The sequence below is a fragment of the Mesorhizobium sp. M0030 genome, from assembly GCF_040323695.1.
In the GTDB taxonomy this organism is placed as follows: domain Bacteria; phylum Pseudomonadota; class Alphaproteobacteria; order Rhizobiales; family Rhizobiaceae; genus Mesorhizobium.
In genome coordinates, this window is sequence record NZ_JAMYVE010000005.1 from 22,028 (window position 1) to 46,400 (window position 24,373).

Genomic DNA, 24,373 nt, shown 5'->3' on the forward strand with positions numbered 1-24,373 from the left:
GCTATTGGTCATTGCCGGCAAACCGCCGGGAGATGGTCTTTACTGCGAGACATCCTGGCCGAAATAGGTATCGGCGATCCTCTTGTAGGTGCCGTCGGCCTTGATGTCGGCCAGCGCCTTGTTGATCGCCGCGACCAGCTCCGGATCACCCTTGCGCACGATGACGCCGGAATAGTCGGCGTTCTCTTCCTGCGCGGCGATCTTCACATTGGCGTCCGGCTTGTGCTTCTTGAAGTCGAGGAAAGACAGGCTGTCATTGATGGTGGCGTCGGCGCGGCCGGTGAGCAGCAGCTGGATCGACTGGTCGAAGCCGTCGGTGCCGACGAGTTCGGCGCCGTTGGTCTCGGCGAGCTTGCCGAAATTCGATGTCAACGACTGTGCCGACTTCTTGCCCTTGAGGTCGGCGAAGGTCTTGATGTCGGTATTGTCGCCGCGCACGATCAGCACGGCCTTGGAGGCGATGTAAGGATCGGAGAAATCGTACTTGGCCTTGCGCGCGTCGGTGATGCCGACCTCGTTGATCACGGCGTCGTAGCGGTTGGCGTCGAGGCCGGCGATCAGCCCGTCCCATTTGCCTTCGAGGAACTCGACCTTGACGCCGAGCTTGTCGCCGATCGCCTTGGCGATCTCGACGTCGAAGCCGACCAGCGCGCCGGAAGCATCATGATAGGTGAAGGGCGCATAGGTGCCTTCGGTGCCGACCTTGAGGGTGCCGGCCTGCTTGATCTGGTCAAGATTGGCGCCGGCATAGCCTGATGTAACAGCCAGAACCTGAAGCGTTCCGGCGACGATGAGCGAATTGAGCCATTTCATTTCTATGTGATCCCGTCCTTGGCCGGTGTCCGGCGCTTGTGAGAGCCGGAAACTGACAGATACAGCGCAGCAAAATAAGGAACCAGATTTCAAAAAAACGGCGATCCAGAAATCAGATTCTCAAAGCAGCTCCGATCGGTGCCAATAGTCCCGATCTGCGGTGTCGATGCGCCCTGTCGGACCGCACAAAACAACCGCCCTCGGCGGCGGAACCAATCCCCGGTATGGCACGTTCATGGCTTGTTGTAGGGCGCCGCGTTTCCATTTCAAGAACCCTTGGCTGCGCTAGGCCCGAAGCAATTCCAGGAAAGTGGGAAAGCGGTTTCCTTCGGAATTGCGTCAAACAGAGATAACGGCCGCCAGGCCGTCCGAAAATGTCCGGGAGCAGGAGCGCGGCATGATCGAAGACACGGCAGGACGGACCATGGTCCGCACGGCAATGAAAGCCCCCTACCTCGAGCGCGATGAGGAACATGTTCTCGCCTTGCGCTGGAAGGAGGACCAGGATCAGCAGGCGCTGCATCAGATCACCGTCGCCCATATGCGGCTGGTCATCTCCATGGCTTCGAAGTTCCGACATTACGGCCTGCCGCTCGGAGATCTGGTCCAAGAGGGCCATGTCGGGCTGCTGGAAGCAGCCGCGCGTTTCGAGCCGGAGCGCGAGGTGCGCTTCTCGACCTATGCGACATGGTGGATCCGCGCTTCGATGCAGGACTATATCCTGCGCAACTGGTCGATCGTTCGCGGCGGCACCTCTTCGGCGCAAAAGGCGCTGTTCTTCAACCTGCGGCGCCTGCGCGCCCGTCTTGCCAATGGCGCCGAGCCGATCTCCAACGCCACGCTCTACCGCGAAGTCTCGGTAGCCCTAGGCGTCTCCGAGGCCGATGTCGCGAAGATGGATTCCAGGCTTTCAGCACCTGACTCTTCGCTCAACGCACCGCTCGCCGACGAAGCTGGCACCACCGAGCGGATGGACTTCCTGATTTCGGACGATCCATTGCCTGACGAGGTCGCCGGCGACACCATCGACGTCGAACGGCGCCTGATGTGGCTGAAGACGGCGCTCCGCGCGCTCAATGCCCGCGAACTCAGGATCATCGAGGAGCGCCGGCTGAGCGACGAAGGTGCGACGCTTGAGGCGCTTGGCGAGACGCTCGGCATTTCCAAGGAGCGTGTCCGGCAGATCGAGGCCCGCGCCATGGAAAAGCTCAAGCTCGCGCTGGTGAAGCAGAATCCGGAGTTCATGGCGGCCTGAGATTGCCAGGAACGGGGTACCCCGAGTTATCTCAGAAAAGTTATCTCAGAAAAAAGCACTACGAAGGCTGGGGTTTCTGACGAAGACCGGCGCTATCTGTCCGTGACGATCTTGACCTTGTCGCCGGCCGAAACCGAGGCGCCCGGCGACATCGCGTTGAGCACGCGGAACAGATCGAGCTTGCGGTCGACGCCGACCATCTGCGCCGAAAGTGTGCCCATCGTCTGCCCGGCCTGTACCGTGACGACGCGGATATGCAGCGGCTTCAGTGCCGCCTTCTCGGCGGGGCTGAGCACGCGGAACGAACCGCTGACCGAGCGTGCCACCGGATCGAGTGTCGTGCTGGCCGAGGGGGCCGCTGTCAAAAGCCGGTAGACCTGACCGCCGGCGCGGATCACCGCAATGTCGAACTGCCAGCCATCGGCGCCGGCGTGCGCGGTCGCCGCCTGGTTGCCGTCGATCGTCTCCTGGCGCACACTGGTCTCGTCGAGACCGGCCACCCAGCCGCTTCTGATGTAGTCGGTCAGCGCACGATCCTTGTCGATCGACACACCGTCGAAGCGGATCGCCATGTCGCCGGGACCGGTCGCCGTCACCGCCGCCGCCGAATTGTCGATGATGAAGCCGTCGGGCACCGTGAACGAAACGCCGAGGCCCGGATGCAGGAAGGTCTGGCCGCGCACATAGCCCTCTTCCGGCGTGTCGCCATAGAGCAGGCCGTCTATCCCGGCCAGGAAGGAATCGCGGTCGCGGGTGCCGATGCCCGGCGCGCCGAACTGGCGGGCGTGGCGCTGCGCCAGATCAATTCGCTGCGGCGTGTTGGGGTGCGTGGCCAGGAAGTCGAGGCTGGCGTCGGTGGCGCCGCTGATCGAGCGGAAATCGGTGTAGGCCGACATCGACTGCAGGAAACGCCCGGCGGCATAGGGATCGTAACCCGCCTCGCCGATCGACTTGATGCCGATGGCGTCTGCCTCCAGCTCCTGGTTGCGCGAGAACTGCGCCAGCCTCAGCTTGCCGCGGATCAATGCCTGCTTGGCGGTCGGGCTGTCGCCCAGCACATCGGAGACCACCTTGGTCGCCAGGCCTTCCTCGGCCTCGAGCTGCTGTCGCTGCAGACCGTGATTGGCGGTGACGTGGCCCATCTCATGCGCGATGACGGCGGCGAGTTCGGCCGAATCATTGGCCAGCGCCAGCAGGCCGCGGGTGACGTAGAGATAGCCACCCGGCAGCGCGAAAGCGTTGACGTTGGGCGAATTGAGGATGGTGATGCGATAGGTCTGGGTCGGATTGGCCGACACCACGGTCAGGCTGCCGACAACCTTGGCCACCATGCGCTCGAGCTTGGGATCGGAATATTCGCCGCCATAGGTGGCAAGGATGCGCGGATGCTGTGCCTTCGCCAGTTCGGCAAGCTTGCTGTTGGCGGCGACATTGTCGACCGTGATCGGCTTGTCGGAAGGCTGGAAGCCGGATTCCTGCACTTCGGGAGGCGTGAACATCTGGCAGCTGGCCAGCGCCACGGCAAGGCCGGCCAGCGCGAGGAAGCGCACCAGCGGTCTGCGTTTCAAAGTGTCAGTGCCGGTCGGCAGCACGGCGTTCCTTCAGCTCTCGGCGCATGATTTGGAACCGGGGTCCGCGCCAGCGAAAAATCGGTTTCGTTGGCAATCCTGCACACATCAAAAAACCTACAGCGTTTACGCATCCGGCCGGGTGCGGCGCTGTAGGGGCAAATCACGGCTCGTGCCGGACCAGTACTAAGCGGACCTAGCCACATCGACTGGACCATGGCAAGCAAGCGCCACATCACCTGTAGCCGGTTTGGTCGTAAATTATGTCCGCTTCCGGGCAATATCGCGTGATCCGCCCGAACTTGCGCCGATATAGCGCCGAAACGCTTCAGGGCCAGTGCCGTCGAAAAAATCGCCGGCAGGTCCCGTCGCGGCAACCCTGCCATTGTCCAGAAAAACCATCTGCTCGCCGATACGGCGAGCGTCTTCCGGCTGATGCGTGACGAACAGCACCGTCATCGCCCGCTCGGCATGAACGCCGGCCACCAGGTCGAGCATGTCGTCGCGCAGTGCTGGCCCGAGCGAAGCGAACGGCTCGTCGAGCAGCAGCACTGGCCGGTCGCGCACCAGAACGCGGGCGAGCGCCACGCGCTGCCTTTCGCCGCCGGAGAGTTCGCGCGGCAGGCGCATTTCCTTGCCGGCCAGGCCGACGCGGTCAAGCGCCTCGGCGATTGCGGCGCGATCGGCGTCGGTCAGGTTGAGCGATGGCGAGCGGCCGAGCCCGACATTCTTCTCCACCGAGAGATGAGCAAACAGATTGTTTTCCTGGAATACCATCGACACCGGCCGCGCCGAAGGCGGCTCGGCGCCGACATCGGCGGCGCCGATCAGCACACGACCGGACTCCGGCGTCTCGAAACCAGCCACCAGATTGAGCAAGGTCGATTTGCCCGAACCGCTTGCCCCCATGATGGCGGTGATCTTAGATGTATCGAATTCGACATCGAACAGGAATGGCGTTTCGCCATAGCTGAACGAGACCTTGTCCAGCCGGACAGTCGTGCCTTTCTCCACAGCGGACGTCACGATCTCTCTCCCCGTCCCAGCCAGTCTGCCGCGACCACCAATGCAAGGCAGACCGCCCCGAGCAGCAAAGCCAGCCCGGCAGCATCGGCCGTGCGATAGCTGCCCATGCGCGCCAGCAGGAGATAGGGCAAGGTCTGCACCGAATCGCTGCCGAACAGCGCGATGACGCCGAGATCGCCGAGCGACAGTGCCATGGCGAAGGCAAAGCCGGTGGCCAGCGGCCGCCGGAGCGATGGCCAGTCGACCAGAAGCAGCCGGTTCCAGCCCGCAATGCCGAGCTGCGCGCACAGCTTTTCATGGCGCTCGCTCGCCGCATCATAGGCCGGGCGCATCGCGCGGATGGCAAAGGGCATCGCCATCACCGCATTGACGGTGACGACCATGACCGGCGCGATGGCAAAGACATCGCTGACCGTGCGCAGCAGGAGAAACCAGCCGGCGCCGATGACGATGGGCGGCACGACGAGGACGAAGCCGGCGCCGGTGTCGGTGGCATGTTCGAGCAATGAACGGGCACTGGACCGGCGGCGCAGCGACAGTGCCCGCCGCGCCATGATCAGCGACAGTGCCAGCGCCACCGAAAGTAGCGCCGCCGAGAAGGCGAGACCGGCGCTGGTCAGCGTCGCCTGACGCACGGCACTCTCGCCCGCCAGCCGGCCGAGATCGGCGCCGAGGCCGGAGGCAACGGTGGCCGCCATCGGTCCGGCGACGAACAGCAAGGCGAGCACGATCAGGACGGCGTTGAACGCTGTTTCTGCTTTGCCGGCCAAGTGATAGCGGCGCGGCGCGACAGGCAAATTGGCGTCGCCGGTCACATTGGCGCCGAGCCGCGTCAGCGCCAGCATGACGGCGAAAGTCAGCGCGATCTGTAGCACCGTCAGCGTCACCGCTCGCGCCGGATCGAAGTCGAAACGCAGCGCCTGATAGATGGCGACTTCCAGCGTCGTCGCCGCCGGCCCGCCGCCGAGGATCAGGACGATGGTGAAGGAGGTGATGCAAAGCATGAAGACAAGCCCGGCGACGCCCGGCAGCGCGGCGCGCAGCACCGGCCACTCGATCAGCCGGAAGGCTGGCCTCGCCCCCATGCCGAGCTGGCTCGCCAGCCGCCATTGATCGGCCGGCACCGTTCCCAGCGCTTCGAGGAACAGCCGGGTGGCCAGCGGCAGGTTGAAGAAGACGTGGGCGACGAGGATGCCCGACAGCCCATAGATGTCGGGCCAGCTCTGGCCACCGATCGCGGCGAAATAACCGGCGCGGCCATAGAGCGCCAGTATTCCCAGCGCTCCGACAATTGCCGGCAAGGCAAGGGGCACAGTGAATAGCTGCAGGATGAAGCCGCGTCCGAAGAAGCGCGGATGCCGCGACAGCGCCCGGGCGACGAAGAGCGCCGGTACGGCGGAAAGCAGAGTCGAGAGCGCAGCCTGCCAGAGCGTGAAGCGGACAACGCGCAGGAGATAGAGGTCAAAGGCGGACGCGGCGCCGGAAAGGTCGTGCGCGCCTTCGCGGATAAGGCCGGCGAAGGCGCCACCGATCAGCAGCGCGATTGCCGCAAGCGCGACAATGCCGGCCGTGATGCGGGGGTCAGAGCGTTGCACTCTTTACCGGGCGTCGCGTTCCTTCGCGCCCCCCTCTGTCCTGCCGGACATCTCCCCCACGAGGGGGGAGATTGGCGGTTTTAGCGCTCCGCTCATTCCTGCAGCTTCGGAGATTGGCGAAAGTCAACGTAAAGGCCAATCTCCCCCCTCGTGGGGGAGATGTCCGGCAGGACAGAGGGGGGCGCCGTAGAGCACTCATCTTTTGACTATACAGCCAAATCTACTTGCTCATCACCGCCAGCCATTCATCCACCCAGGCCTTGCGATTTGCCGCGACCTCTTCCGGGCTGAACAGCAAGGTCTTCGCCGGCTTGACCAGCCTATCAAAAGCCGGATTGAGCGGCTTGTCGGTTTTCCCGGCCGGGAACATCCAGTTGGTCTCCGGAATGACATCCTGGAATTTCGGCCCGGTCATGAAGGCCAGGAACTTCGCCGCCAGCGGATTCTTCGCGCCCGTGGTGGTGATGCCGGCGACCTCGATCTGCAGATACTCGCCTTCCTCGAACGAGGCCGCCTGGTAGCGCCCGGTGTTCTCCGCCACCATGTGGTAGGCCGGCGACGTCGTATAGGAAAGCACCATCGGCGCCTCGCCCTTGGTGAACAGGCCGTAGGCCTCGCTCCAGCCCGGCGTCACCGTCAGCACTTTGCCCTTGAGTTTCGCCCAGGCTTCCGGCGCCTTGTCGCCATAGACCGACTTAACCCACAGCAGCAGGCCAAGGCCCGGCGTCGACGTCCTCGGATCCTGGATGACGATCTTGTCGGCGGCATCGCCCTCGACCAACTTCTTCAGGCTCTTCGGTGGGTTCTTCAGCTTCTCGGTGTCGTAGACGACGGCGAAATAGCCATAATCGTAGGGCACGAAAGTGTCGTCGCTCCAGCCGCCCGGCACGTTGTTTTCAGCCACCGCGCCATGTGGGACAAACAGGCCGGAAGCCTTGGCTTCCGCGGTGAGGTTGGTATCGAGGCCAAGCACGATATCGGCTTTGGTCGACGCACCTTCGAGCTTGACGCGATTGAGCAGCGCGACGCCGTCGGCCACCGAGACGAAGTCGACGCTGCAGCCACACTCGGCCTCGAATTCCTTCTTCACCTGGGGGCCTGGACCCCAGTCGGCAGTGAAACTCTCATAGGTATAGATCGTGAGTTTTTCCTGCGCGCACGCAGGGCTTGCCAGTAGCGAAACAGCAAGCCCAAGCGCTGGGACAAGACGGGACAAAAAAATGCGCATCGGCGCCTCCTTCATTCGTGTTGAAAGGAATTGAGGCGTCGGGCTGTCCGAAGCGTCTAATCCCTCCGCCGGTACAAACCGGATCAGGTTCAGCGGGTTGGCGAGACTGCCTCTCAGCCGGTCCGCGAAGATCGCGTCCGGCACCCCGTTAGAGCGTTTCGACACATAGGCCCGGCCAAGGTGCCACGCAAGTGGAAGTTTGCCCGAGCGTGATCCCGGAAAGTGGAATCCGTTTCCGGAAAAAGATCATGCTCCAACAAAGAGTGACGGTGCCGCTCGGCCTTCCGTTTCGTCGGCGGGGCTGGTAAGGGCCAGCGGATATGAGCACATTCACCATCCTGCTTGGCGGCGATCTCGTCCGCACGCCGCGGCTCGACCGCCAGGTCGCGGGCACGCGCGTCATCGCCGCCGACGCCGGCATCGATCATGCCCGCCTGCTCGGCGTGATGCCGGAGCTGTGGGTCGGCGATTTCGATTCCGTGCCGGCGGACCTGCCTGCCGATCTCGCCGCCGTGCCGCGGGAGGTGTTTCCTCCCGAAAAGGACAAGACCGATGGCGAACTGGCGATCGCGGCGGCATTGGAACGCGGCGCCACCAGCCTGGTGCTGGCCGGCGCTTTCGGCGGCAAGCGCGCCGACCACGCCTTCCTCCATCTGGCGCTCAGCCTGCGGCTGGCCGAGGCCGGCACAAAATTGCTGTTGACCAGCGGAGCGCAGGAAGGCGCCCCTCTGCTGCCTGGCAAGGCCGGCTTCGACTATGCCGACGGAACGCTGTTTTCGGTGCTCGGCTTTTCCGATCTTTCGGGCCTCACCGTGTCCGGCGCGAAGTGGCCGCTCGACCATGTCGAGGTCGTGTTCGGCTCGTCGCTGACCATCTCGAACGAGGTCAAGTCCAACACGACCGGGGGCGGCCTCGAAATCGCGCTCGGCCATGGCCGCGCGCTGCTGCTCGCCCACCCCTACCCCTTGCCTGAAAGCTGACATGGCCCCGCCCCTTCTCAACCTCGACGGCATAAGACTGACCTTTGGCGGCACGCCGCTGCTCGATGGCGCCGAACTGACGGCGTCCGCCGGTGACAAGATCGCGCTCGTCGGCCGCAACGGCTCCGGCAAGTCGACGCTCCTGAAGATTGCTGCTGGTCTGATCGAGCCGCAAGACGGCGAGGTCTTCCGCCAGCCTTCGGCAACGGTGCGCTATCTCCCGCAAATGCCCGACATGGACGGCTTTGCCAATGTGCGCGCCTATGTCGAGGCCGGGCTTGGGCCTGCCGACGATCCCTACCGCGCCACATATCTGATGGAGCATCTCGGCCTCGCCGGCACGGAGAACCCCAACGATCTCTCCGGCGGCGAGGCGCGCCGCGCAGCACTTGCCCGCGTCATGGCGCCCGAACCCGATATTCTGCTGCTTGATGAGCCGACGAACCATCTCGATTTGTCGGTCATCGAATGGCTGGAAGAAGAGCTTGTCCGGACGTCTTCGGCGCTGATCGTCATCTCGCACGACCGTCGCTTCCTCGAACGCGTCTCGCGCGCCACTGTCTGGCTCGACCGTGGCCAGACCCGCCGCCTCGACAAGGGCTTTGGCCATTTCGAGGAATGGCGCGACCTTGTGCTGGAAGAGGAAGAGCGCGAACAGCACAAGCTCGGCCGCCAGATCGTGCGCGAGGAGCATTGGCTGCGCTATGGCGTGACGGCTCGCCGCAAACGCAACATGCGCCGCCTGGGCGAACTGCAGACCATGCGCCAGCGTTTTCGCGGCCATCGCGGCGCCGAGGGCTCGGCGACCATGGTGGCCAGCGACGCCGCCGAATCCGGCAAGCTGGTGATCGAGGCCAAGAACATCGAGAAGAGTTTTGGCGACCTGACCGTGGTCAAGGGCTTCTCGACCCGCATCCAGCGCGGCGATCGCGTCGGCCTTGTCGGGCCGAACGGCGCCGGCAAGACGACGCTGTTGAAGATGCTCACCGGCGAGATGAAGCCCGATGCCGGCTCGGTGCGGCTCGGCACCAATCTGGAAATCGCCACGCTCGACCAGAAGCGCGAGGCGGTCGATCCGGCCGAGACCCTGGCGCAGTATCTCACGGACGGGCGCGGCGAAAACCTCGTCATCAATGGCGAGCAGCGCCATGTCGTGTCCTACATGAAGGATTTCCTGTTCAAGCCGGAACAGGCGCGCACCCCGGTGCGCGAGCTGTCCGGCGGCGAACGGGCGCGGCTGCTCCTGGCGCGTGTTCTGGCGCGGCCGGCCAACCTTCTGGTGCTCGACGAGCCGACCAACGATCTCGACATGGAGACGCTGGAACTGTTGCAGGAACTTGTCGCCGGCTTTGCCGGCACGGTCATCCTGGTCAGCCACGACCGCGACTTCCTCGACCGCACCGTCACCAGCATCATCGCCCCGGACGGAGGCGGCCGCTGGATCGAATATGCCGGTGGCTATTCCGACATGCTGGCGCAGCGCGGCGGCACCCGGCTCGACGACCGCAAGGCGCGCGCCAAGGCCGAAGCCAGCGATGCGCCGGCGCCGGGCAAGAGCGAGCCGGCAGCGCCAAAAGGGCCGTCGAAGAAACTGTCGTTCAAGCAGAAATTCGCCCTGGAATCGCTGCCCAAGAAGATCGAGGCGGTAATGGCCTCGATCTCGCGTTTGGAAAACAACATCGCCGATCCCGCCTATTACGAGCGCGACCCGGCCTCGTTCCAAAAGACCATCGCCGCCCTCGACAAGGAACGCGCCACGCTGGCCGCACTCGAGGAAGAGTGGCTGGAACTGGAAATGCTGCGTGAGGAGATGGAGGGGTAGCATTGCCTGCGGTCTTTTATGCGCGTATATTGTGCGCATGAAAGGAGGCATCTCCGTGCTTCAATCGACGCCAAAAACTCAGCGGACCCCTGTCAACACGTCCATTGACTCTCAGTTGATCAAGGACGCCAAAGCGTTGGGCATCAACATCTCCCGCGCTGCCGAAGCAGGGATCGCGAAAGCGATTGCGGCGGAGAAAACGCGTCGATGGCAAGAAGAAAACAGGGAAGCCATCGAAAGCTCCAACGAATATGTCCGAAAGAACGGACTGCCATTGGCTAAACACCGGCCGTTCTGATGGCGCGTTACGATTTCTATCGGAGTACCGAGAGCGACGGTTATCTTCTCGACGTGCAGTCAGATATGCTTGAAGGGCTGAGCACGAGGGTGGTCGTTCCTTTGATGCCGCCCGAGATTGCCCCGCTTCCTGGCCGCCGCCTGAACCCGACCTTCGCTATAAACGGCAAAGATCTTGTGATGGTCACACAGTTTGTGTCGGCCTTCAGCGCGTCCGAATTGCGGATGCCAGAGGGAAACCTTTCTAGACATCACGACGACATCGTCGCCGCCCTCGACATGCTGTTCCAGGGCTTCTGAGCGAAGGCAGCCGCTACTGCCGCCCGTCAACCTGCCGTCTTGGCCTGCCAGGCCTTCAGCGCCTCGTCGAACACCTTCTCGCCCGGAATGCCCTTTTCCATGGTCAGCAGCGCCCGGCGTCCGGTCTTGTAGACCACCGGCACGTCGATCCAGTCCTGGCCTCGAAGCAAGGTCATATTGGCGTCCTCGTCGGCCTTGGTGTCGTTGAGCGCCACCAGGAAGAAGCCGTCGGCGATCTTGGCCGGAATGCCGATCAGCGGGCTGCCGGCATCCTGTTCCGAACTCTTCATGGCGACGCGCAGGATGTTGTCGACGCCACCGCCGTCAAAGCCCTCGGGCGTCAGGAAGATCATCTCGATGATGTGGCTGGCCGGCAGCGTCTGGTCGGTATTGCGGCGGATGGTCATGCGCAGCTGGATGTCCTTGCCGGGAATGGTCGCCTCGGCGCGGATCGCCGGCTCGGGCGGCAGGTCGCCGCCGGGCGATTCCTGCACCAGCGACCAGACGATGCTGCCGGGTTCGGCCGAACCTTGCGCGGTCGAGGTGCGTTCCTCGTAGAAGATCGCCTTCTGGCCGACCGCAACGGTCGGCGCGGGAGCGGCGGCCGCCGGCGCAGCGGGCGGCGTGGCGGCGGCATCAGCCGGTGCTGCCCCATTGGCCGGCGGTGCGACGCCATCGGCGGGCGGCGTTGCCGGTGGCGTGGCGGAAGCGTCGGGCGCCGGCGTGGCGGGCGCGCCCGTGGCTGCGGCGTCGCCGGCCGGCGGGGTCGCAGGCACTGGCGCCGGCGCAGACGCTGGCGCCGGCGCAGGCGCTGGAGCCGGGGGTGGCGGTGTGGTCAGCGCGGCGACGGACTCGCCCTCGCCGATGCCGCTTTGACCGGCCGCGGGACCGGGGTCGGTTTCACCGCCTTCGGGCGACAGGCGCTGGGTGAACTTCGTTCCCTCGCCGGCAGCAGCCGGTGCGGGTGCATCGGCCGCGGGCTTGGCCGGCGCCGGCTTTACCAGCGGTTCGGTCGAGACCGTCTTGGTGTCGCCTCCGAGGCCCAGCATCGAGCCAAAGGCATCCTTGTTCAGCCAGATGCCATAGCCGCCGCCGGCGACCACCAGAAGCGCGACGACAGCCGCGATCAACCCGCCATAGCTGCGCCTGCGCTCGGCTGGGCGCAGGCGCTGGAACGTGTCCGCCGCCGGCTGCTCGTCATTGGCGAACACATCGGCGCTGTCGTCGTCGGCGTCCAGCTCCACGGCTTGCTTGTCGATGGTTTCTGCACGCGCCGCAGGCGACGGCGGTGTCGGCGCGGGCCTCTGCCAGCTCGGCTCTGTCCTGGCGGTCGGCGCCGGCTGCACGGGTTTCGCCGGCTGCCAGGCCGGCGCAGGCGTGGCGGAAGGCTTTACATGACTGGACTGGTTCTTGTTGCGGTCGATGGAGGAGAAGATGTGCTCCAGCTCCGCCAGCGGATCGGATGCCGGCACCGCCCTGGCATAGTCGCGCTCGACGCTCGAGATGGCATCTTCCAGGGATCGCTTCTGCGTGCTTATGGCTTCGGCGGCCAGCGGCGGCGAATACTCCGCAAGCTTCTTCGCCAGCATGGTACGAACGCTTTCATAGATCCGCGTACGCTTTTCGGGCGTTTCGTCGCCGTGCTTGTCGAGCGCCTTTTTCAGAATAGCAACGAAATCTGCCATGCTTCAGTCGACCTGTATTTTGTTTCCGCGCCGGCCCCCGCAAATCGGCCGCGATGCCCGGAAAGGCTTCAGAAAACTAGTCTTGAAACGGATCGGTCACAAGTATCGTGTCGTCCCGTTCCGGGCTGGTGGAAAGGAGCGCGACGGGTGCCCCGATCAGCTCCTCGATGTAACGGACATATTTGACGGCCTGCGCCGGAAGGTCGTTCCAGCTGCGCGCGCCGGCTGTGGTGCCTTTCCAGCCTTCGAGCGTCTCGTAGACCGGCTCGACACGCGCCTGCGCGCCCTGGCTGGCCGGCAGATAGTCGATCGTTTCGCCGTCGAGACGGTAGCCGGTGCAGACCTTGATCTCATCCAGCCCGTCGAGCACGTCGAGTTTGGTCAGGGCGATGCCCTTGATACCGTTGACGGCGACGGCCTGGCGCACCAGCACGGCGTCGAACCAGCCGCAACGGCGTTTGCGCCCGGTGACGACGCCGAATTCGTGGCCACGCGTACCGAGAAATTCGCCGATCTCGTTCTTCTGCTCGGTCGGGAACGGGCCTTCGCCGACACGCGTCGTATAGGCCTTGGTGATGCCCAGGACATAGCCGATGGCGCCGGGGCCCACCCCCGAGCCGGCGGCTGCCTGGCCGGCAACGGTGTTGGACGAGGTGACGAACGGATAGGTGCCGTGGTCGATGTCGAGCAGCGTGCCTTGCGCGCCCTCGAACAGGATGCGTTCGCCGGCGCGGCGCTTGTCGTCGAGGATTTTCCAGACGCGGTCCATATAGGGCAGGATCTCATCGGCCACCGAGGTCAGCTCGGTCATGATCGCCTCATGCGTGACTTCGCCATGGCCAAGCCCGCGACGCAGCGCATTGTGATGCGTCAGCAGCCTGTCGACCTTGAGGGGCAGCGTTTCCAAATCCGCCAGATCCATCACCCGAACCGCGCGCCGGCCCACCTTGTCTTCATAGGCTGGGCCGATGCCACGACGCGTCGTGCCAATTTTCGTCCCGGAATTGGAGGCGGCGTCCTCGCGGAATCCGTCCAGCTCCCGGTGCAGCGACAGGATAAGCGCGGTGTTTTCGGCTATTTTCAGGCGGTCCGGCGTGACCTCGACGCCTTGCGCCTTGAGTTTTGCCACTTCGGCGACAAAGGCGTGCGGGTCGAAGACGACGCCATTGCCGATGATCGACAGCTTGCCTTGCCGCACCACGCCCGACGGCAGCAGCGACAGTTTGTAGACCTTGCCGTCGACGACCAGCGTATGGCCGGCATTGTGGCCGCCCTGGAAGCGCACGACCACGTCGGCGCGCTCCGACAACCAGTCGACGATCTTGCCCTTGCCTTCGTCGCCCCATTGCGAGCCGACGACCACCACATTGGCCATGTTTCTTTTCCCTTGAGATGCCGCCCTGGCGGCCTGGATATGGTTCGAAACGACAGGCCTCTATAGCGTCAAGACCTCGCAAGCGCGACCTTTCTTTGCCGCCGAAAATGCCCTGAGGCACAACAATTTTCGGCTTTGACATCATTTACTTGCGTCGGCGGGGGCAATAGGCCGGCAAACACAACTCCCCAAGCGGCCGGAATCCCGCAATGCATCGACGCGCCTACCTGTTCCTGCTGCTGACCACCTTGTTGTGGGGCGGCAATTCCGTCGCCGGCAAGCTGGCGGTCGATCACGTCTCGCCGATGACGTTGGTCTTCCTGCGCTGGGTGCTGGCCGTCGCGATCCTGCTGCCGATCGGCTGGCGCACGATCAGGGAGGACTGGCCGGTGGTGCGCAAACACTGGTTCGTCCTGGCTGCACTTGGCGCCAGCGGCTTCACTCTGTTCAACACCATTTTTTACACCGCGCTCAACTACACGACGGCGATCAATGTCTCGATCGAACAGGCGGCGATGCCGGTCTTGATCATCATTGCCAATTTCTTCTTCTTCCGCCTGCGCGTGAGCTGGGCTCAGATTGCGGGCGTGGTGCTGACCATCTTCGGCGTCATCTTGACTGCCTGCCACGGCGATCCGCGCCGGCTGCTCACATTGGAACTCAATTTCGGCGACGCCATCATGCTGGTCGCGGTCGTCCTCTACAGCGGTTATTCGGTCGGGCTGCGGCTGAAGCCGGTGATGCGCTGGCAGAGCCTGATGTTGTCCCTGGCGATCGCTGCCCTCATCACCTCGCTGCCGTTCTTCCTGTGGGAGGTCGCCGCCGGCAAGGTTATCGTCCCCGATATCAGCGGCTGGGTGGTCATCGTCTATACCGCGATCGGCGCTTCGGTCATTTCGCAGATCACTTACATCAGGGGCAACGAACTGATCGGCGCCAACCGTGCCGGGCTGTTCATCAATCTGGTGCCGATCTTCGGCACGCTGCTGTCAGTGCTGATCGTCGGCGAGACATTCCAGCTCTACCAGGCGCTGGCGCTTGCCCTGGTGCTGGGCGGCATTTCGCTCGCCGAATACAGCGGGCGCAAGATGTCGGCACCGAACCGCTGCGGATAACATTTGGCCGCTGCCGCGCTGCGCCGCCGTCGCGATAACTGCTGCCGCGCGCCGACCTGGAACATTTTACCTCTGGCGGAGTTTGCTTGCGTGGGAGGCAACAAGATGAGCCATAACCCTCGCAGCACAGCAAGCATTGCCGGTCACCCCATTCATCCAATGCTGATTCCGTTTCCGATCGCCTTCTTTGTCGGTACCTTCGTTTGCGATCTGATTTTCTGGCAGACAGCCGATCCCAGGTGTGTCACCGGATCGCTTTGGCTTCTCGGCGCCGGCCTGATCATGGGCGCCTTGGCCGCTCTTACCGGCCTGACGGATGTTCTCGGCGATGTTCAGATCCGCAATCTCACGACGGCATGGCTCCATGCCGGCGGCAACGTGCTCGTCGTGCTGATCGAGCTTTATAACTGGTACTCTCGTTATGTCGGTGGAGCGGCGGCTGTGATCCCGACCGGCTTTATCTTATCGCTGATCGTGGTTCTGATCCTGCTGTTTACAGGGTGGAAGGGCTGGGAACTGGTCTATCGGCATCGCGTGGGCGTCTCCGACGGCTCAGACGAATTGACCTGAACCGGCCTCTGCGACGGCCGCCCAATGATGGGGGGAGGACCGCCGCATCCGCCACGCCGTCAACTACATTGCGTTGACGTCGAACTGCAGCCGCTTGGCCGAGTCGATGGACTTGTGCGCCTTGACCTGTTCCAGCACTTTCTCCGGGAACGGCGCGTCGAGATAGAGCAGCGCGATCGCGTCGCCGCCCGGCCGGTTGCGGCCGAGCTGGAAGTTGGCGATGTTGACGCCGTTCTCGCCGCACACCGTGCCGAGCAGGCCGATAATGCCGGGCGCATCGGCATTGGTTGTGTAGAGCATGTGCTGGCCGACCTCGGCGTCGAGATTGATGCCCTTGATCTGGATGAAGCGCGGCTTGCCGTCGGAGAAGCAGGTGCCGGCGATCGAGCGCGTCATGTGCTCGGTCTTCACCGTCAGCTTGATGTAGCCGTCGAACACGCCCGACTTGTCGCGCTTGACCTCGGCGACGATGATGCCGCGCTCCTTCACCATGATCGGCGCCGACACCATATTGACGTCGGCGACCTGCGGCCGGATCAGTCCGGCAAGCGTGGCACTGATCAAGGCACGCGTGTTCATCGTCGCGGTCGAGCCGTCGAACAGGATCTCGACCTCGTTGATCGGGTCCTCGGTGACCTGGCCGACAAAGGCGCCGAGCACTTCGGCGAGCTTGACGAACGGCTTTAGCCGCGGTGCTTCCTCGGCCGTGATCGAGGGCATGTTGATGGCATTCGAAACCGCGCCCTTGATCAGATAGTCGGCCATCTGCTCGGCCACCTGGAGCGCGACATTTTCCTGCGCTTCCGCTGTCGAGGCGCCGAGATGCGGCGTTGCCACCACATTCTCCATGCCGAACAGCGCGTTGTTTTCCGCCGGTTCGACCTCGAACACATCGACGCCGGCGCCCGCCACCTTGCCGCTCTTCAGCGCCGCGACCAGGTCGGCTTCGACGATGAGCCCGCCACGCGCGCAATTGATGATGCGCACGCCGTTCTTCATCTTGGCGATCGCCGCCGCGTCGATGATGTTGCGCGTCTTGTCGGTCAGCGGCGTGTGCAGCGTGATGAAATCGGCGCGGGCGAAAAGCTCGTCCAGCTCGACCTTGTCGACGCCGAGTTCCTCGGCGCGCTTGTCCGACAGGAACGGGTCGAAGGCAACGACATGCATCTTCAGGCCGACGCCGCGCGTGGCGACGATCGAGCCGATATTGCCGCAGCCGATGACACCCAGCGTCTTGCCGGTGATCTCGACGCCCATGAAACGGTTCTTTTCCCATTTGCCGGCATGGGTCGAGGCATTGGCCTCCGGGATCTGCCGTGCGAGTGCAAAGATCATCGCCACCGCATGTTCGGCCGTGGTGATCGAATTGCCGAAAGGCGTGTTCATCACGATGATGCCCTTGCGGCTCGCCGCGGGGATGTCGACATTGTCGACACCGATGCCGGCGCGGCCGACGACCTTGAGTCTTGTCGCTGCGTTGATCAGTTTTTCCGTGACCTTGGTCGCCGAGCGGATGGCAAGACCATCATACTGGTCGATGACTTCGAGCAGCTTTTCCTTGTCCTTGCCGAGATCGGGCAAATAGTCGACCTCGATGCCGCGGTCCTTGAATATCTGGACGGCGGTGGTGGAGAGTTTGTCAGAGACGAGAACGCGGGGCGCCATGGCGGCCTCCTTGAACTGGATTGTCGGGAAATGGCGGCCCGCAGGCCGCCACGAATTCTCAGGCTGCTGCCTTCACCGAAGCCTTCTGCGTGGCGAAGGCCCAGTCGAGCCAGGGCAGCAGCGCCTCGAGATCGGAGGTCTCGACGGTGGCGCCGCACCAGATGCGCAGACCGGAAGGTGCGTCACGATAGGAGCCGATGTCGTAGGCGACGCCTTCCTTGTCGAGCACAGAGACGATCGCCTTGGCGAAGGCCGCCTGCCCGTCGGCGTCGAGCGCCGCGACATCGGCGTCGGTGAAGGACAGACATACGGACGTGTTGGACCGTGTCGCCGCATCGACCGCGAGATGGCCGAGCCAGGACGACTTGTCGACAAAGCCATCGAGCACGGCGGCATTGGCATCGGCTCTGGCAATCAACGCATCGAGACCGCCGATCGACTTCGCCCAATGAAGCGCATCGAGATAGTCCTCGACGCACAGCATCGACGGCGTGTTGATGGTCTCGCCCTTGAAGACGCCTTCGATCAGCTTGCCGCCCGAGGTCAGGCGGAAGATTTTCGGCAGCGGCCACGCCGGCTTGTAGGTTTCCAGTCGCTCGACGGCGCGAGGCGACAGGATCAGCATGCCGTGTGCGCCCTCGCCGCCCAGCACTTTCTGCCAGGAGAAGGTGACGACATCGAGCTTCTGGAAATCGAGCCTCTGCGCGAATGCGGCCGAGGTCGCGTCGCAGATGGTCAGGCCTTTGCGGTCGGCTGGAATGAAATCGCCATTCGGCACGCGCACGCCTGAGGTCGTGCCGTTCCAGGTGAAGACCACATCGCGGTCGAAATCGATCTTGGTGAGATCCGGCAGTTCGCCATAGCCTGCCTCGACCTTTCTGATATCGGCGAGCTTCAGCTGCTTGACGACATCGGTCACCCAGCCCGAGCCAAAGCTTTCCCATGCCACCATGTCGACACCGCGTTCACCGAGCAGCGACCACAGCGCCATCTCGACAGCACCCGTGTCCGACGCCGGCACGATGCCGATACGGTAATCGGCCGGAACCTGGAGAATCTCGCGCGTCAACTCGATGGCCTGTTCGAGCTTGGTCTTGCCGATCTTGGCGCGGTGCGAACGGCCGAGCGCAGCATTCTTCAGCGCCTCGACCGACCAGCCGGGGCGTTTTGCGCAGGGACCTGAGGAGAAATTGGGGTTTGCCGGACGGAGTCCGGGCTTCGTATGCGTCGTCATCGTGGTCTATCCTTCCAGATAGTGGCCCCTCGTTGGGGAGGGGTGGCCCACGGACGGCGATATGCGTTCAGCCCTCAGGCGTCAAGAGGAAAGTTTTTGTCGCTGACAAGATAGAAGCAGTCCGGGATCAGGATTTCGTGAGCCCAAACGCAAACGGCGGATCGAAGAGATCCGCCGTCGGGTTTCGTATCTGCAGCCAGCCTACCAGAGGTCGTAGCGCAGCCCGAGCTTGACCGTCTGATAATTGATGCCCTTGTGGATGTTGAAGGCGCCGCTGTCATAAGCGACGTATTTGGCGCCCGGCACCGAGAAATATTCGTAGCCAAGGTCAACCGACACGTTCTTGGCCACCTGATAGGAAAGACCGCCCCCTATCGAATAAGCAAGGTTGAATTTGCCCTCTTTATCCGTTGCACCCTCGTAGCCGGCCGGATCATCACAAGAGAACCCGCCCGTGCCGGACGAATTGGGGGCCACTTCCACGCAATCCTTCGCCCCAATGCTCCTGTAATATTTATTGTATGCGACACCGACCCCTCCGCCAAGATATGGAGTGATTCCAACATAGGTGCCGAGATCGACATAGCCATTGGCCATGATGCTGTAGCCTTTGTTGGAAGCATTGTCGGAAAGATCGCATGCCTGCGTAGCCGCGACGGAATTGATGGTGCCAAAACCGTCGTCCACAAGCGTATGGCCGTCGCAAGTGGCTGCCAACTTGGCGTGTTCCCCGAATTTGTCGGTCGGAAGAATCCCGCCGTTCAGCTCGACCCGAAGATAGTCGTTGACATGATACCCCATACCGAAACTGCCCGTGAAAAGGCTGCTCTCATCGGTAAAGCTGTTAAGCGGGCCGGTTGTCGCTTCCTCATGCTCGAAGGGATGGCTGAACGCGTAGCCGACATCCCCCCGCAGATACCAGCCCGAGCCGACCTCGACCGGTTGATAGTCCGGCGCCTGATCGACATAGATCGGCGGGTCGTAGTCCGCGGCTTGCGCCGGCGTCAGCAGCGCTAGCGCGAGTGCGGCAAGTGCCGGCGCTGTCAGCAATTTGAAATTCATGGGTCCCCGGCTCCTGAAATTGGCGCCCGTCCTTAATCGCGGGCGCCGTTTCAGCAAGCATTGTTAACCATAGTGGTTAAGTCAGGGTTAAGGATAACGGAGCGTTACCGAATTGATTTCGCCGGGCTTTTTCCTGGCGGTCAACGCCGTCTGGAAGGTCTCTTTGAGACCACAAACGAAACCGCCCGGCAAAAGCCGGGCGGTTCGCGAACTGGAAGTTTCGAAGCGTTTACTTGGTGTAGATCGGCTCGGGCTCGGGCTGGTAAGGCTCCGGCGGCGGGGCGCAGTCCGACCGGCCGAACTGGTAGCGCAGGCCGCCGCGCACTTCGTGCACATTGATGCCGCGATCGAAGCCCGGACCAGCGCCGGTGGTGCCGCCCAGTCCAGAAGCGTATTCGAACATGCGGCCGCCATTGATGTGGCTGTAGCGATAGCCGACATCGAGCTTGACGCGGTCGGTCAGGCAGTAGGAGGCGCCGGCCATGAGGGCGTAGGCGAAACGCCAGCCTTTGCCGCCGCGGTGCTCGAACGAACCGTCCCTGTCGGTGTTGTGCAGCGTATCCCACTTCAGCCATGCACCGCCGATGCCGGCGCCGACATAGGGCGTCACGCCGTGCCAAGTACCGATATCGACATAGGCATTGGCGAGGAGCAACAATGCCGAATAGGAGGAAGTGTCGACGGAAGTACAAGGAAGCAGATCGCCGCAGGTTCCGCTGGTCGAGCCGCGGAATTTGGACTTGCTCATCCAGTCGAGTGTGAGATCGGTACGGAAATGCTGGTTGATCTGGTAACCGACACCGGCGCCGGCCGAAAATGCGCTTTTGAGCTTGCCGGTGTCGAAGTCGTTCGTGCCGGGTCCGTAGGTAATATAGTCACCACCGCGGAACTTCGACCAGTGATAGTCGATATCGCCGCGGATGTACCAGCCGCCGAAATCGGCCGGCTGCTCGTAGGCGATCGGCGCCGGCGCCTCTTCGACCACTGGCGGCTCCGCCAGATCGGCGGCGAATACTGGCCCGGCCACGCCTGCGAACAGCGCGGCAAGGAAAGCCATTTTTGCTGCATTGAACATGTTTGTCACCCCTGAGAACCCGTCGGAACTTTGAATCCGCTCGAATGTGTTTGACCTCAGTTGTGGATAATGAATTGCAAAAGTTAAAAGGCGTTTAACCCTGTCGATTAACCACGAATTCTCGACATTTTAGCAAACGGCCTCCGCCGGCATGACGCTGGGACCAACCCTGGCCGAAACAAAAAGCCCGCCTGCAGGCGGGCTTGAAGTCTTGAGCCGGCAGTCCGCCCCTGCCGTTGTAGGCAGCGCAATCAGGCGGCGCTGCGCGTTTCCGAAATGATGTCGACGATGTCGTTGACCACGGCCTCGACCAGCTGTGGGTCGTCGCCCTCGGCCATGACGCGGATCAGCGGCTCGGTGCCGGAGGGCCGGATGACCAGGCGGCCGGCCTTGCCGAGACGGTTGCGCGCGTCTTCGATCGCCGCCTTGACCGTGGCTTCCTCAAGCGGCTTGCCGCCGGCGATGCGGACATTCTTCAGCAGCTGCGGTACCGGCTCGAATTTCTTCGACAGTTCGCTGACCGGCCGGTTCTGCCGCTTGATGCAGGCCAGCACCTGCAGCGCCGAGACCAGCCCGTCGCCAGTGGTCGAGAAATCGGACAGCACGATGTGGCCCGACTGCTCGCCGCCGACATTCAACCCATGCGCGCGCATATGCTCAACGACATAGCGGTCGCCGACCTTGGTGCGATGCAGCTGCAGCTTCATGTCGCCAAGGAAGCGTTCGAGGCCGAGATTGGACATCACCGTCGAGACGACGCCGCCGCCGGCCAATCGCCCGCTCTGGTGCCAGGACTCGGCGATCAGCGCCATGATCTGGTCACCGTCGACGATGGCGCCGTTCTCGTCGACGATGACGACACGGTCGGCATCGCCGTCGAGTGCGATGCCGATATCGGCGCGCACTTCATGCACCTTCTTCTGCAGGCCGGCCGGATGGGTCGAGCCGCATTCCTTGTTGATGTTGAAACCGTTCGGATCGACATTGATGGCAATGACCTCGGCGCCCAGTTCCCAAAGTGCGGCAGGCGCCACCTTGTAGGCTGCGCCATTGGCGCAATCCACGACGATCCTGAGACCCGACAGCGACATCGAGCGCGGCAGCGTGCGCTTGGCGAATTCGATGTAGCGGTCATGCACGCCGTCGACGCGCTTGGCGCGGCCGAGCCCGTCGGAATCGGCGAGCGCCAGTTCGATATCCTTGTCGAGCATGCTCTCGATGCGCTCCTCGATCTCGTCGGAGAGCTTGTAGCCATCGGGACCGAACAGCTTGATGCCGTTGTCGTAATAAGGGTTGTGCGAGGCCGAGATCATGACGCCGATATCGGCGCGCAGCGAGCGTACCAGCATGGCGACCGCCGGTGTCGGGATCGGGCCGAGCAGGAACACATCCATGCCGGCCGCGCACAGGCCGGACACCATGGCGTTTTCGATCATGTAGCCGGACAGCCTGGTGTCCTTGCCGAGCACGACGCGGTGGCGATGGCTGCCGCGCTGGAACGACAGGCCGGCGGCCATGCCGACCCGCATCGCAATCTCAGCCGTCATCGGAAACTTGTTGGCGCGCCCGCGAATGCCGTCGGTGCCAAAATAACGTCCTGCCATGCTTGCCAGAATCCCCGTCGGTTTTCAGCCGGCTCGTAATGCCACAATTGGTCCGAGCCCGACTATCACATTGTGTGATTGTATATTACCAATTCTTAGAAAATCATTGTAGCAGGCTGTTCGGAGCGTTGGCAGCGTATCATGACACGGTGTTGCCGCAATATAGCATTCACACTGGGCCACACTGCGCAGATTGGGCCGGTAAGCCGGACTGTTGGAGGGGCAGATCGCAAGGGTCCATCACCTTATCGGGAGAACGCCGTTTAGCATCTGGCGCAGCCTAGCGTTGAGAGCTATTGATTGACACAGGTACAACCTATGGGCGCAGCAACGGGAGAACGCCATGCTCATCCACCGACTTGCAACTTTGACGGGTCTTGCCGTCGCAACCTTGTTCATGGCGGCGCCCGCCAACGCGCTGACCATGGCCCAGTGTAGTACCAAGTATAATGCCGCCAAGGACGCCGGCACGCTGAACGGGCAGACCTGGAATCAGTATCGGAAGGCCGAGTGCGGCACCGACGCGGCGGCCACCACCGAGACCGCAAAGCCGGCGGCCAAGAAGGCCGCTGCGGCCAAGACGGACACGACCAAGGCCGCCGCTGCTGATGACGGCGCCAAGGGTCTGACGGCCAAGGAATGCAGCGCTAAGTACCAGGCTGCCAAGGCCGCCGGTACGCTCAATGGCGCAAAGTGGAACGACTTCCGCAAGACCGAATGCGCCGCCGGCGCATCCGCCTCGGCAGAACCGGCCAAGGCCACGACCAAGGCCGCAGCCACAACCGACGATGGCGCCAAGGGCCTGACGGCCAAGGAATGCAGCACCAAATACCAGGCGGCAAAGGCCGCCGGCACGCTGAACGGCGTGAAGTGGAATGACTTCCGCAAGACCGAATGCGCCGCCGGGGCCTCGGCCGCGGCAGCACCCGCCAAGGCAACCACCAAGGCAGCTGCCGACAGCAGCGGCAAGGGCCTGAGCATGGCCGATTGCAGCGCCAAGTACCAGGCTGCCAAGTCTGCCAATACTCTGGGCGGCAAGAAGTGGAACGACTTCCGCAAGGCCGAATGCGGCGCAGGCGCAGATGACGACGACACCGTGCCCGCTCCGAGCGAGGCGACCTATACCAGCGAGCCCGAGAAGCCCTCGGTCACCGCTCCCAAGGGCGTGAAGTTCCCGGCCGCGATCTCGAAGAAATACGCCGGCGAGACGCCGGCCAAGGGCCGCATGCACACCTGCCTCGAGCTCTACTACGCCAATAAGGACGCCAACACGCTGAATGGCCTGCGCTGGATCCAGAAGGGCGGCGGCTTCTACAGCCTCTGCAATGCCAAGCTGAAGAGCTGATCGCGTAGCCATATTCTCCAGACAGAGGCCCGCGCATCGCAGCATGCGCGGGCCTTTTTATTGCGCTCGAACACACCCGGCGTTGATCGACGTCTACATATCGCGGAAGCTGTCGGCATCATCTATTCGCCCACACTGCCCACCCCAGACATATCGGTGGTTCGCAAAGATTCCAATTGAACATATGCAGAACAAATGGTATACAAAAGGACATCGAACTTTTGTCAACCAGGAGGGTCTTATGTCCAGATTGAAATTGGCGGCATTGGCTGTGACGGCATGGATTGCGTGGAGCGTCACCCCTGCAAGCGCACTGACAATGAAGGAATGCGGCGAGGCTTATCGCACAGCCAAGGAAGGCGGCACTCTGAACGGCATGGATTGGACCGCTTTCCGCACAGAGAAGTGTGCGACGTCAGCTGCGGAGAGTGCCAATGCGGATGCGGTCAAAACCGAGCCGCAGCCGCAGAAGGAAACCAGCGCGGCGGTCGCCCTCGCTGTAGCGCCGACGGGCGTGACATTCCCGACCACCCTCGCCGCCGAATTCAAGACCGAGAAGCCCTCGAAGGCGCGGATGAAGACATGCCTGCAGGGCTACCACGGCAACAAGGACGCGGGTACGTTGAACGGCCTTCGCTGGATCCAGAAGGGCGGCGGCTATTACAGCCTCTGCAACGCCAAGCTGAAGAGCTGATCGACCAGCAGCGTTTGAAGATCGAAGGCCCCCAACCGCAAGGTTGGCGGGCCTTCTCTTGGGTC

21 protein-coding genes and 1 riboswitch are annotated in these 24,373 nt (G+C 63.1%); of the genes, 9 read left to right on the forward strand and 12 right to left on the reverse strand.

All coding sequences use genetic code 11. The annotated features are described in order from the left end of the window. Positions 1-39 precede the first annotated feature (39 nt). The gene (locus tag NKJ80_RS12170) at positions 40-813 is read right to left on the reverse strand and encodes an amino acid ABC transporter substrate-binding protein (RefSeq protein ID WP_023699299.1); all 774 of its coding nucleotides are present in this window, start codon (positions 811-813) and stop codon (positions 40-42) included. 397 nt (positions 814-1,210) lie between these two features. Between NKJ80_RS12170 and NKJ80_RS12175 the strand changes: the two genes are divergently transcribed. Next, on the forward strand, positions 1,211-2,068 hold the full coding sequence (locus NKJ80_RS12175; RefSeq protein WP_023685806.1) for an RNA polymerase factor sigma-32: 858 nt from the start codon (positions 1,211-1,213) through the stop codon (positions 2,066-2,068). A 92-nt stretch (positions 2,069-2,160) separates the two neighbouring features. Here NKJ80_RS12175 and NKJ80_RS12180 read toward each other — a convergent pair whose 3' ends face one another. The 4 genes from NKJ80_RS12180 to thiB form a co-directional block, all read right to left on the reverse strand. Further along, the gene (locus NKJ80_RS12180) at positions 2,161-3,567 is read right to left on the reverse strand and encodes a M48 family metalloprotease (protein ID WP_245260137.1); all 1,407 of its coding nucleotides are present in this window, start codon (positions 3,565-3,567) and stop codon (positions 2,161-2,163) included. Between the two features lie 330 nt (positions 3,568-3,897). Further along, positions 3,898-4,662, reverse strand: a complete 765-nt coding sequence (gene thiQ, locus NKJ80_RS12185) for a thiamine ABC transporter ATP-binding protein (RefSeq protein WP_023707251.1) — start codon at positions 4,660-4,662, stop codon at positions 3,898-3,900. After that, complete coding sequence (thiP, locus tag NKJ80_RS12190; protein WP_023707250.1) at positions 4,659-6,257, reverse strand: thiamine/thiamine pyrophosphate ABC transporter permease; 1,599 nt, start codon at positions 6,255-6,257, stop codon at positions 4,659-4,661. The genes thiQ and thiP overlap by 4 nt, the downstream gene beginning before the upstream one ends. Before the next feature lie 220 nt (positions 6,258-6,477). Continuing rightward, positions 6,478-7,485 carry a thiamine ABC transporter substrate binding subunit gene (thiB, locus tag NKJ80_RS12195; RefSeq protein ID WP_031246663.1) on the reverse strand — a complete coding sequence of 336 codons (1,008 nt, stop codon included), beginning with the start codon at positions 7,483-7,485 and terminating at the stop codon, positions 6,478-6,480. 43 nt (positions 7,486-7,528) lie between these two features. Beyond that, positions 7,529-7,643, reverse strand: a riboswitch (TPP riboswitch). A 162-nt stretch (positions 7,644-7,805) separates the two neighbouring features. Between thiB and NKJ80_RS12200 the strand changes: the two genes are divergently transcribed. The 4 genes from NKJ80_RS12200 to NKJ80_RS12215 are packed head-to-tail and all read left to right on the forward strand — an operon-like array spanning position 7,806 to position 10,884. Continuing rightward, entirely contained in the window at positions 7,806-8,465 is a 660-nt protein-coding gene (locus NKJ80_RS12200) for a thiamine diphosphokinase (RefSeq protein ID WP_023690494.1), read from the forward strand. A gap of 1 nt (position 8,466) precedes the next feature. Continuing rightward, positions 8,467-10,287, forward strand: a complete 1,821-nt coding sequence (locus NKJ80_RS12205; RefSeq protein ID WP_023690493.1) for an ABC-F family ATP-binding cassette domain-containing protein — start codon at positions 8,467-8,469, stop codon at positions 10,285-10,287. A 55-nt stretch (positions 10,288-10,342) separates the two neighbouring features. After that, positions 10,343-10,585, forward strand: coding sequence for a type II toxin-antitoxin system CcdA family antitoxin (locus tag NKJ80_RS12210; protein ID WP_502902199.1), 243 nt, complete (start codon positions 10,343-10,345; stop codon positions 10,583-10,585). Beyond that, a complete protein-coding gene (locus NKJ80_RS12215; RefSeq protein WP_023673676.1) occupies positions 10,585-10,884 on the forward strand; it encodes a CcdB family protein in 300 nt (99 codons plus the stop codon). Before NKJ80_RS12210 ends, NKJ80_RS12215 begins: the two co-directional genes overlap by 1 nt. Before the next feature lie 26 nt (positions 10,885-10,910). Here NKJ80_RS12215 and NKJ80_RS12220 read toward each other — a convergent pair whose 3' ends face one another. Further along, positions 10,911-12,569, reverse strand: coding sequence for a hypothetical protein (locus NKJ80_RS12220; protein ID WP_352497627.1), 1,659 nt, complete (start codon positions 12,567-12,569; stop codon positions 10,911-10,913). A 76-nt stretch (positions 12,570-12,645) separates the two neighbouring features. Then, positions 12,646-13,944 (reverse strand): adenylosuccinate synthase, encoded by a 1,299-nt coding sequence (locus NKJ80_RS12225; RefSeq protein WP_023684197.1) that lies wholly within the window; start codon positions 13,942-13,944, stop codon positions 12,646-12,648. Between the two features lie 209 nt (positions 13,945-14,153). Here NKJ80_RS12225 and NKJ80_RS12230 point away from each other — a divergent pair, with 209 nt between their 5' ends. Together NKJ80_RS12230 and NKJ80_RS12235 are read left to right on the forward strand one after the other, a co-directional pair. Beyond that, complete coding sequence (locus tag NKJ80_RS12230) at positions 14,154-15,059, forward strand: DMT family transporter (protein WP_023688976.1); 906 nt, start codon at positions 14,154-14,156, stop codon at positions 15,057-15,059. Positions 15,060-15,164: 105 nt separating this feature from the next. Next, positions 15,165-15,629, forward strand: a complete 465-nt coding sequence (locus NKJ80_RS12235; RefSeq protein ID WP_352497749.1) for a DUF2231 domain-containing protein — start codon at positions 15,165-15,167, stop codon at positions 15,627-15,629. 63 nt (positions 15,630-15,692) lie between these two features. Here NKJ80_RS12235 and serA read toward each other — a convergent pair whose 3' ends face one another. From serA to glmM, 5 genes are all read right to left on the reverse strand, one after another. After that, positions 15,693-17,294, reverse strand: coding sequence for a phosphoglycerate dehydrogenase (serA, locus tag NKJ80_RS12240; RefSeq protein ID WP_023726192.1), 1,602 nt, complete (start codon positions 17,292-17,294; stop codon positions 15,693-15,695). Positions 17,295-17,352: 58 nt separating this feature from the next. Continuing rightward, positions 17,353-18,528 carry a phosphoserine transaminase gene (locus NKJ80_RS12245; protein ID WP_352497628.1) on the reverse strand — a complete coding sequence of 392 codons (1,176 nt, stop codon included), beginning with the start codon at positions 18,526-18,528 and terminating at the stop codon, positions 17,353-17,355. A 201-nt stretch (positions 18,529-18,729) separates the two neighbouring features. Beyond that, on the reverse strand, positions 18,730-19,590 hold the full coding sequence (locus NKJ80_RS12250; protein WP_023694608.1) for an outer membrane protein: 861 nt from the start codon (positions 19,588-19,590) through the stop codon (positions 18,730-18,732). A gap of 229 nt (positions 19,591-19,819) precedes the next feature. Beyond that, positions 19,820-20,665: an outer membrane protein gene (locus NKJ80_RS12255; protein ID WP_352497629.1), complete on the reverse strand. Its 846-nt coding sequence runs from the start codon at positions 20,663-20,665 to the stop codon at positions 19,820-19,822. Between the two features lie 251 nt (positions 20,666-20,916). Next, complete coding sequence (gene glmM, locus NKJ80_RS12260; protein WP_023728611.1) at positions 20,917-22,269, reverse strand: phosphoglucosamine mutase; 1,353 nt, start codon at positions 22,267-22,269, stop codon at positions 20,917-20,919. A 343-nt stretch (positions 22,270-22,612) separates the two neighbouring features. On the opposite strand from glmM, the gene NKJ80_RS12265 reads away from it, so the two are divergent. Continuing rightward, the gene (locus NKJ80_RS12265) at positions 22,613-23,614 is read left to right on the forward strand and encodes a hypothetical protein (protein ID WP_023834648.1); all 1,002 of its coding nucleotides are present in this window, start codon (positions 22,613-22,615) and stop codon (positions 23,612-23,614) included. Positions 23,615-23,855: 241 nt separating this feature from the next. Then, the gene (locus NKJ80_RS12270; RefSeq protein WP_023829275.1) at positions 23,856-24,308 is read left to right on the forward strand and encodes a hypothetical protein; all 453 of its coding nucleotides are present in this window, start codon (positions 23,856-23,858) and stop codon (positions 24,306-24,308) included. Positions 24,309-24,373: the final 65 nt, after the last annotated feature.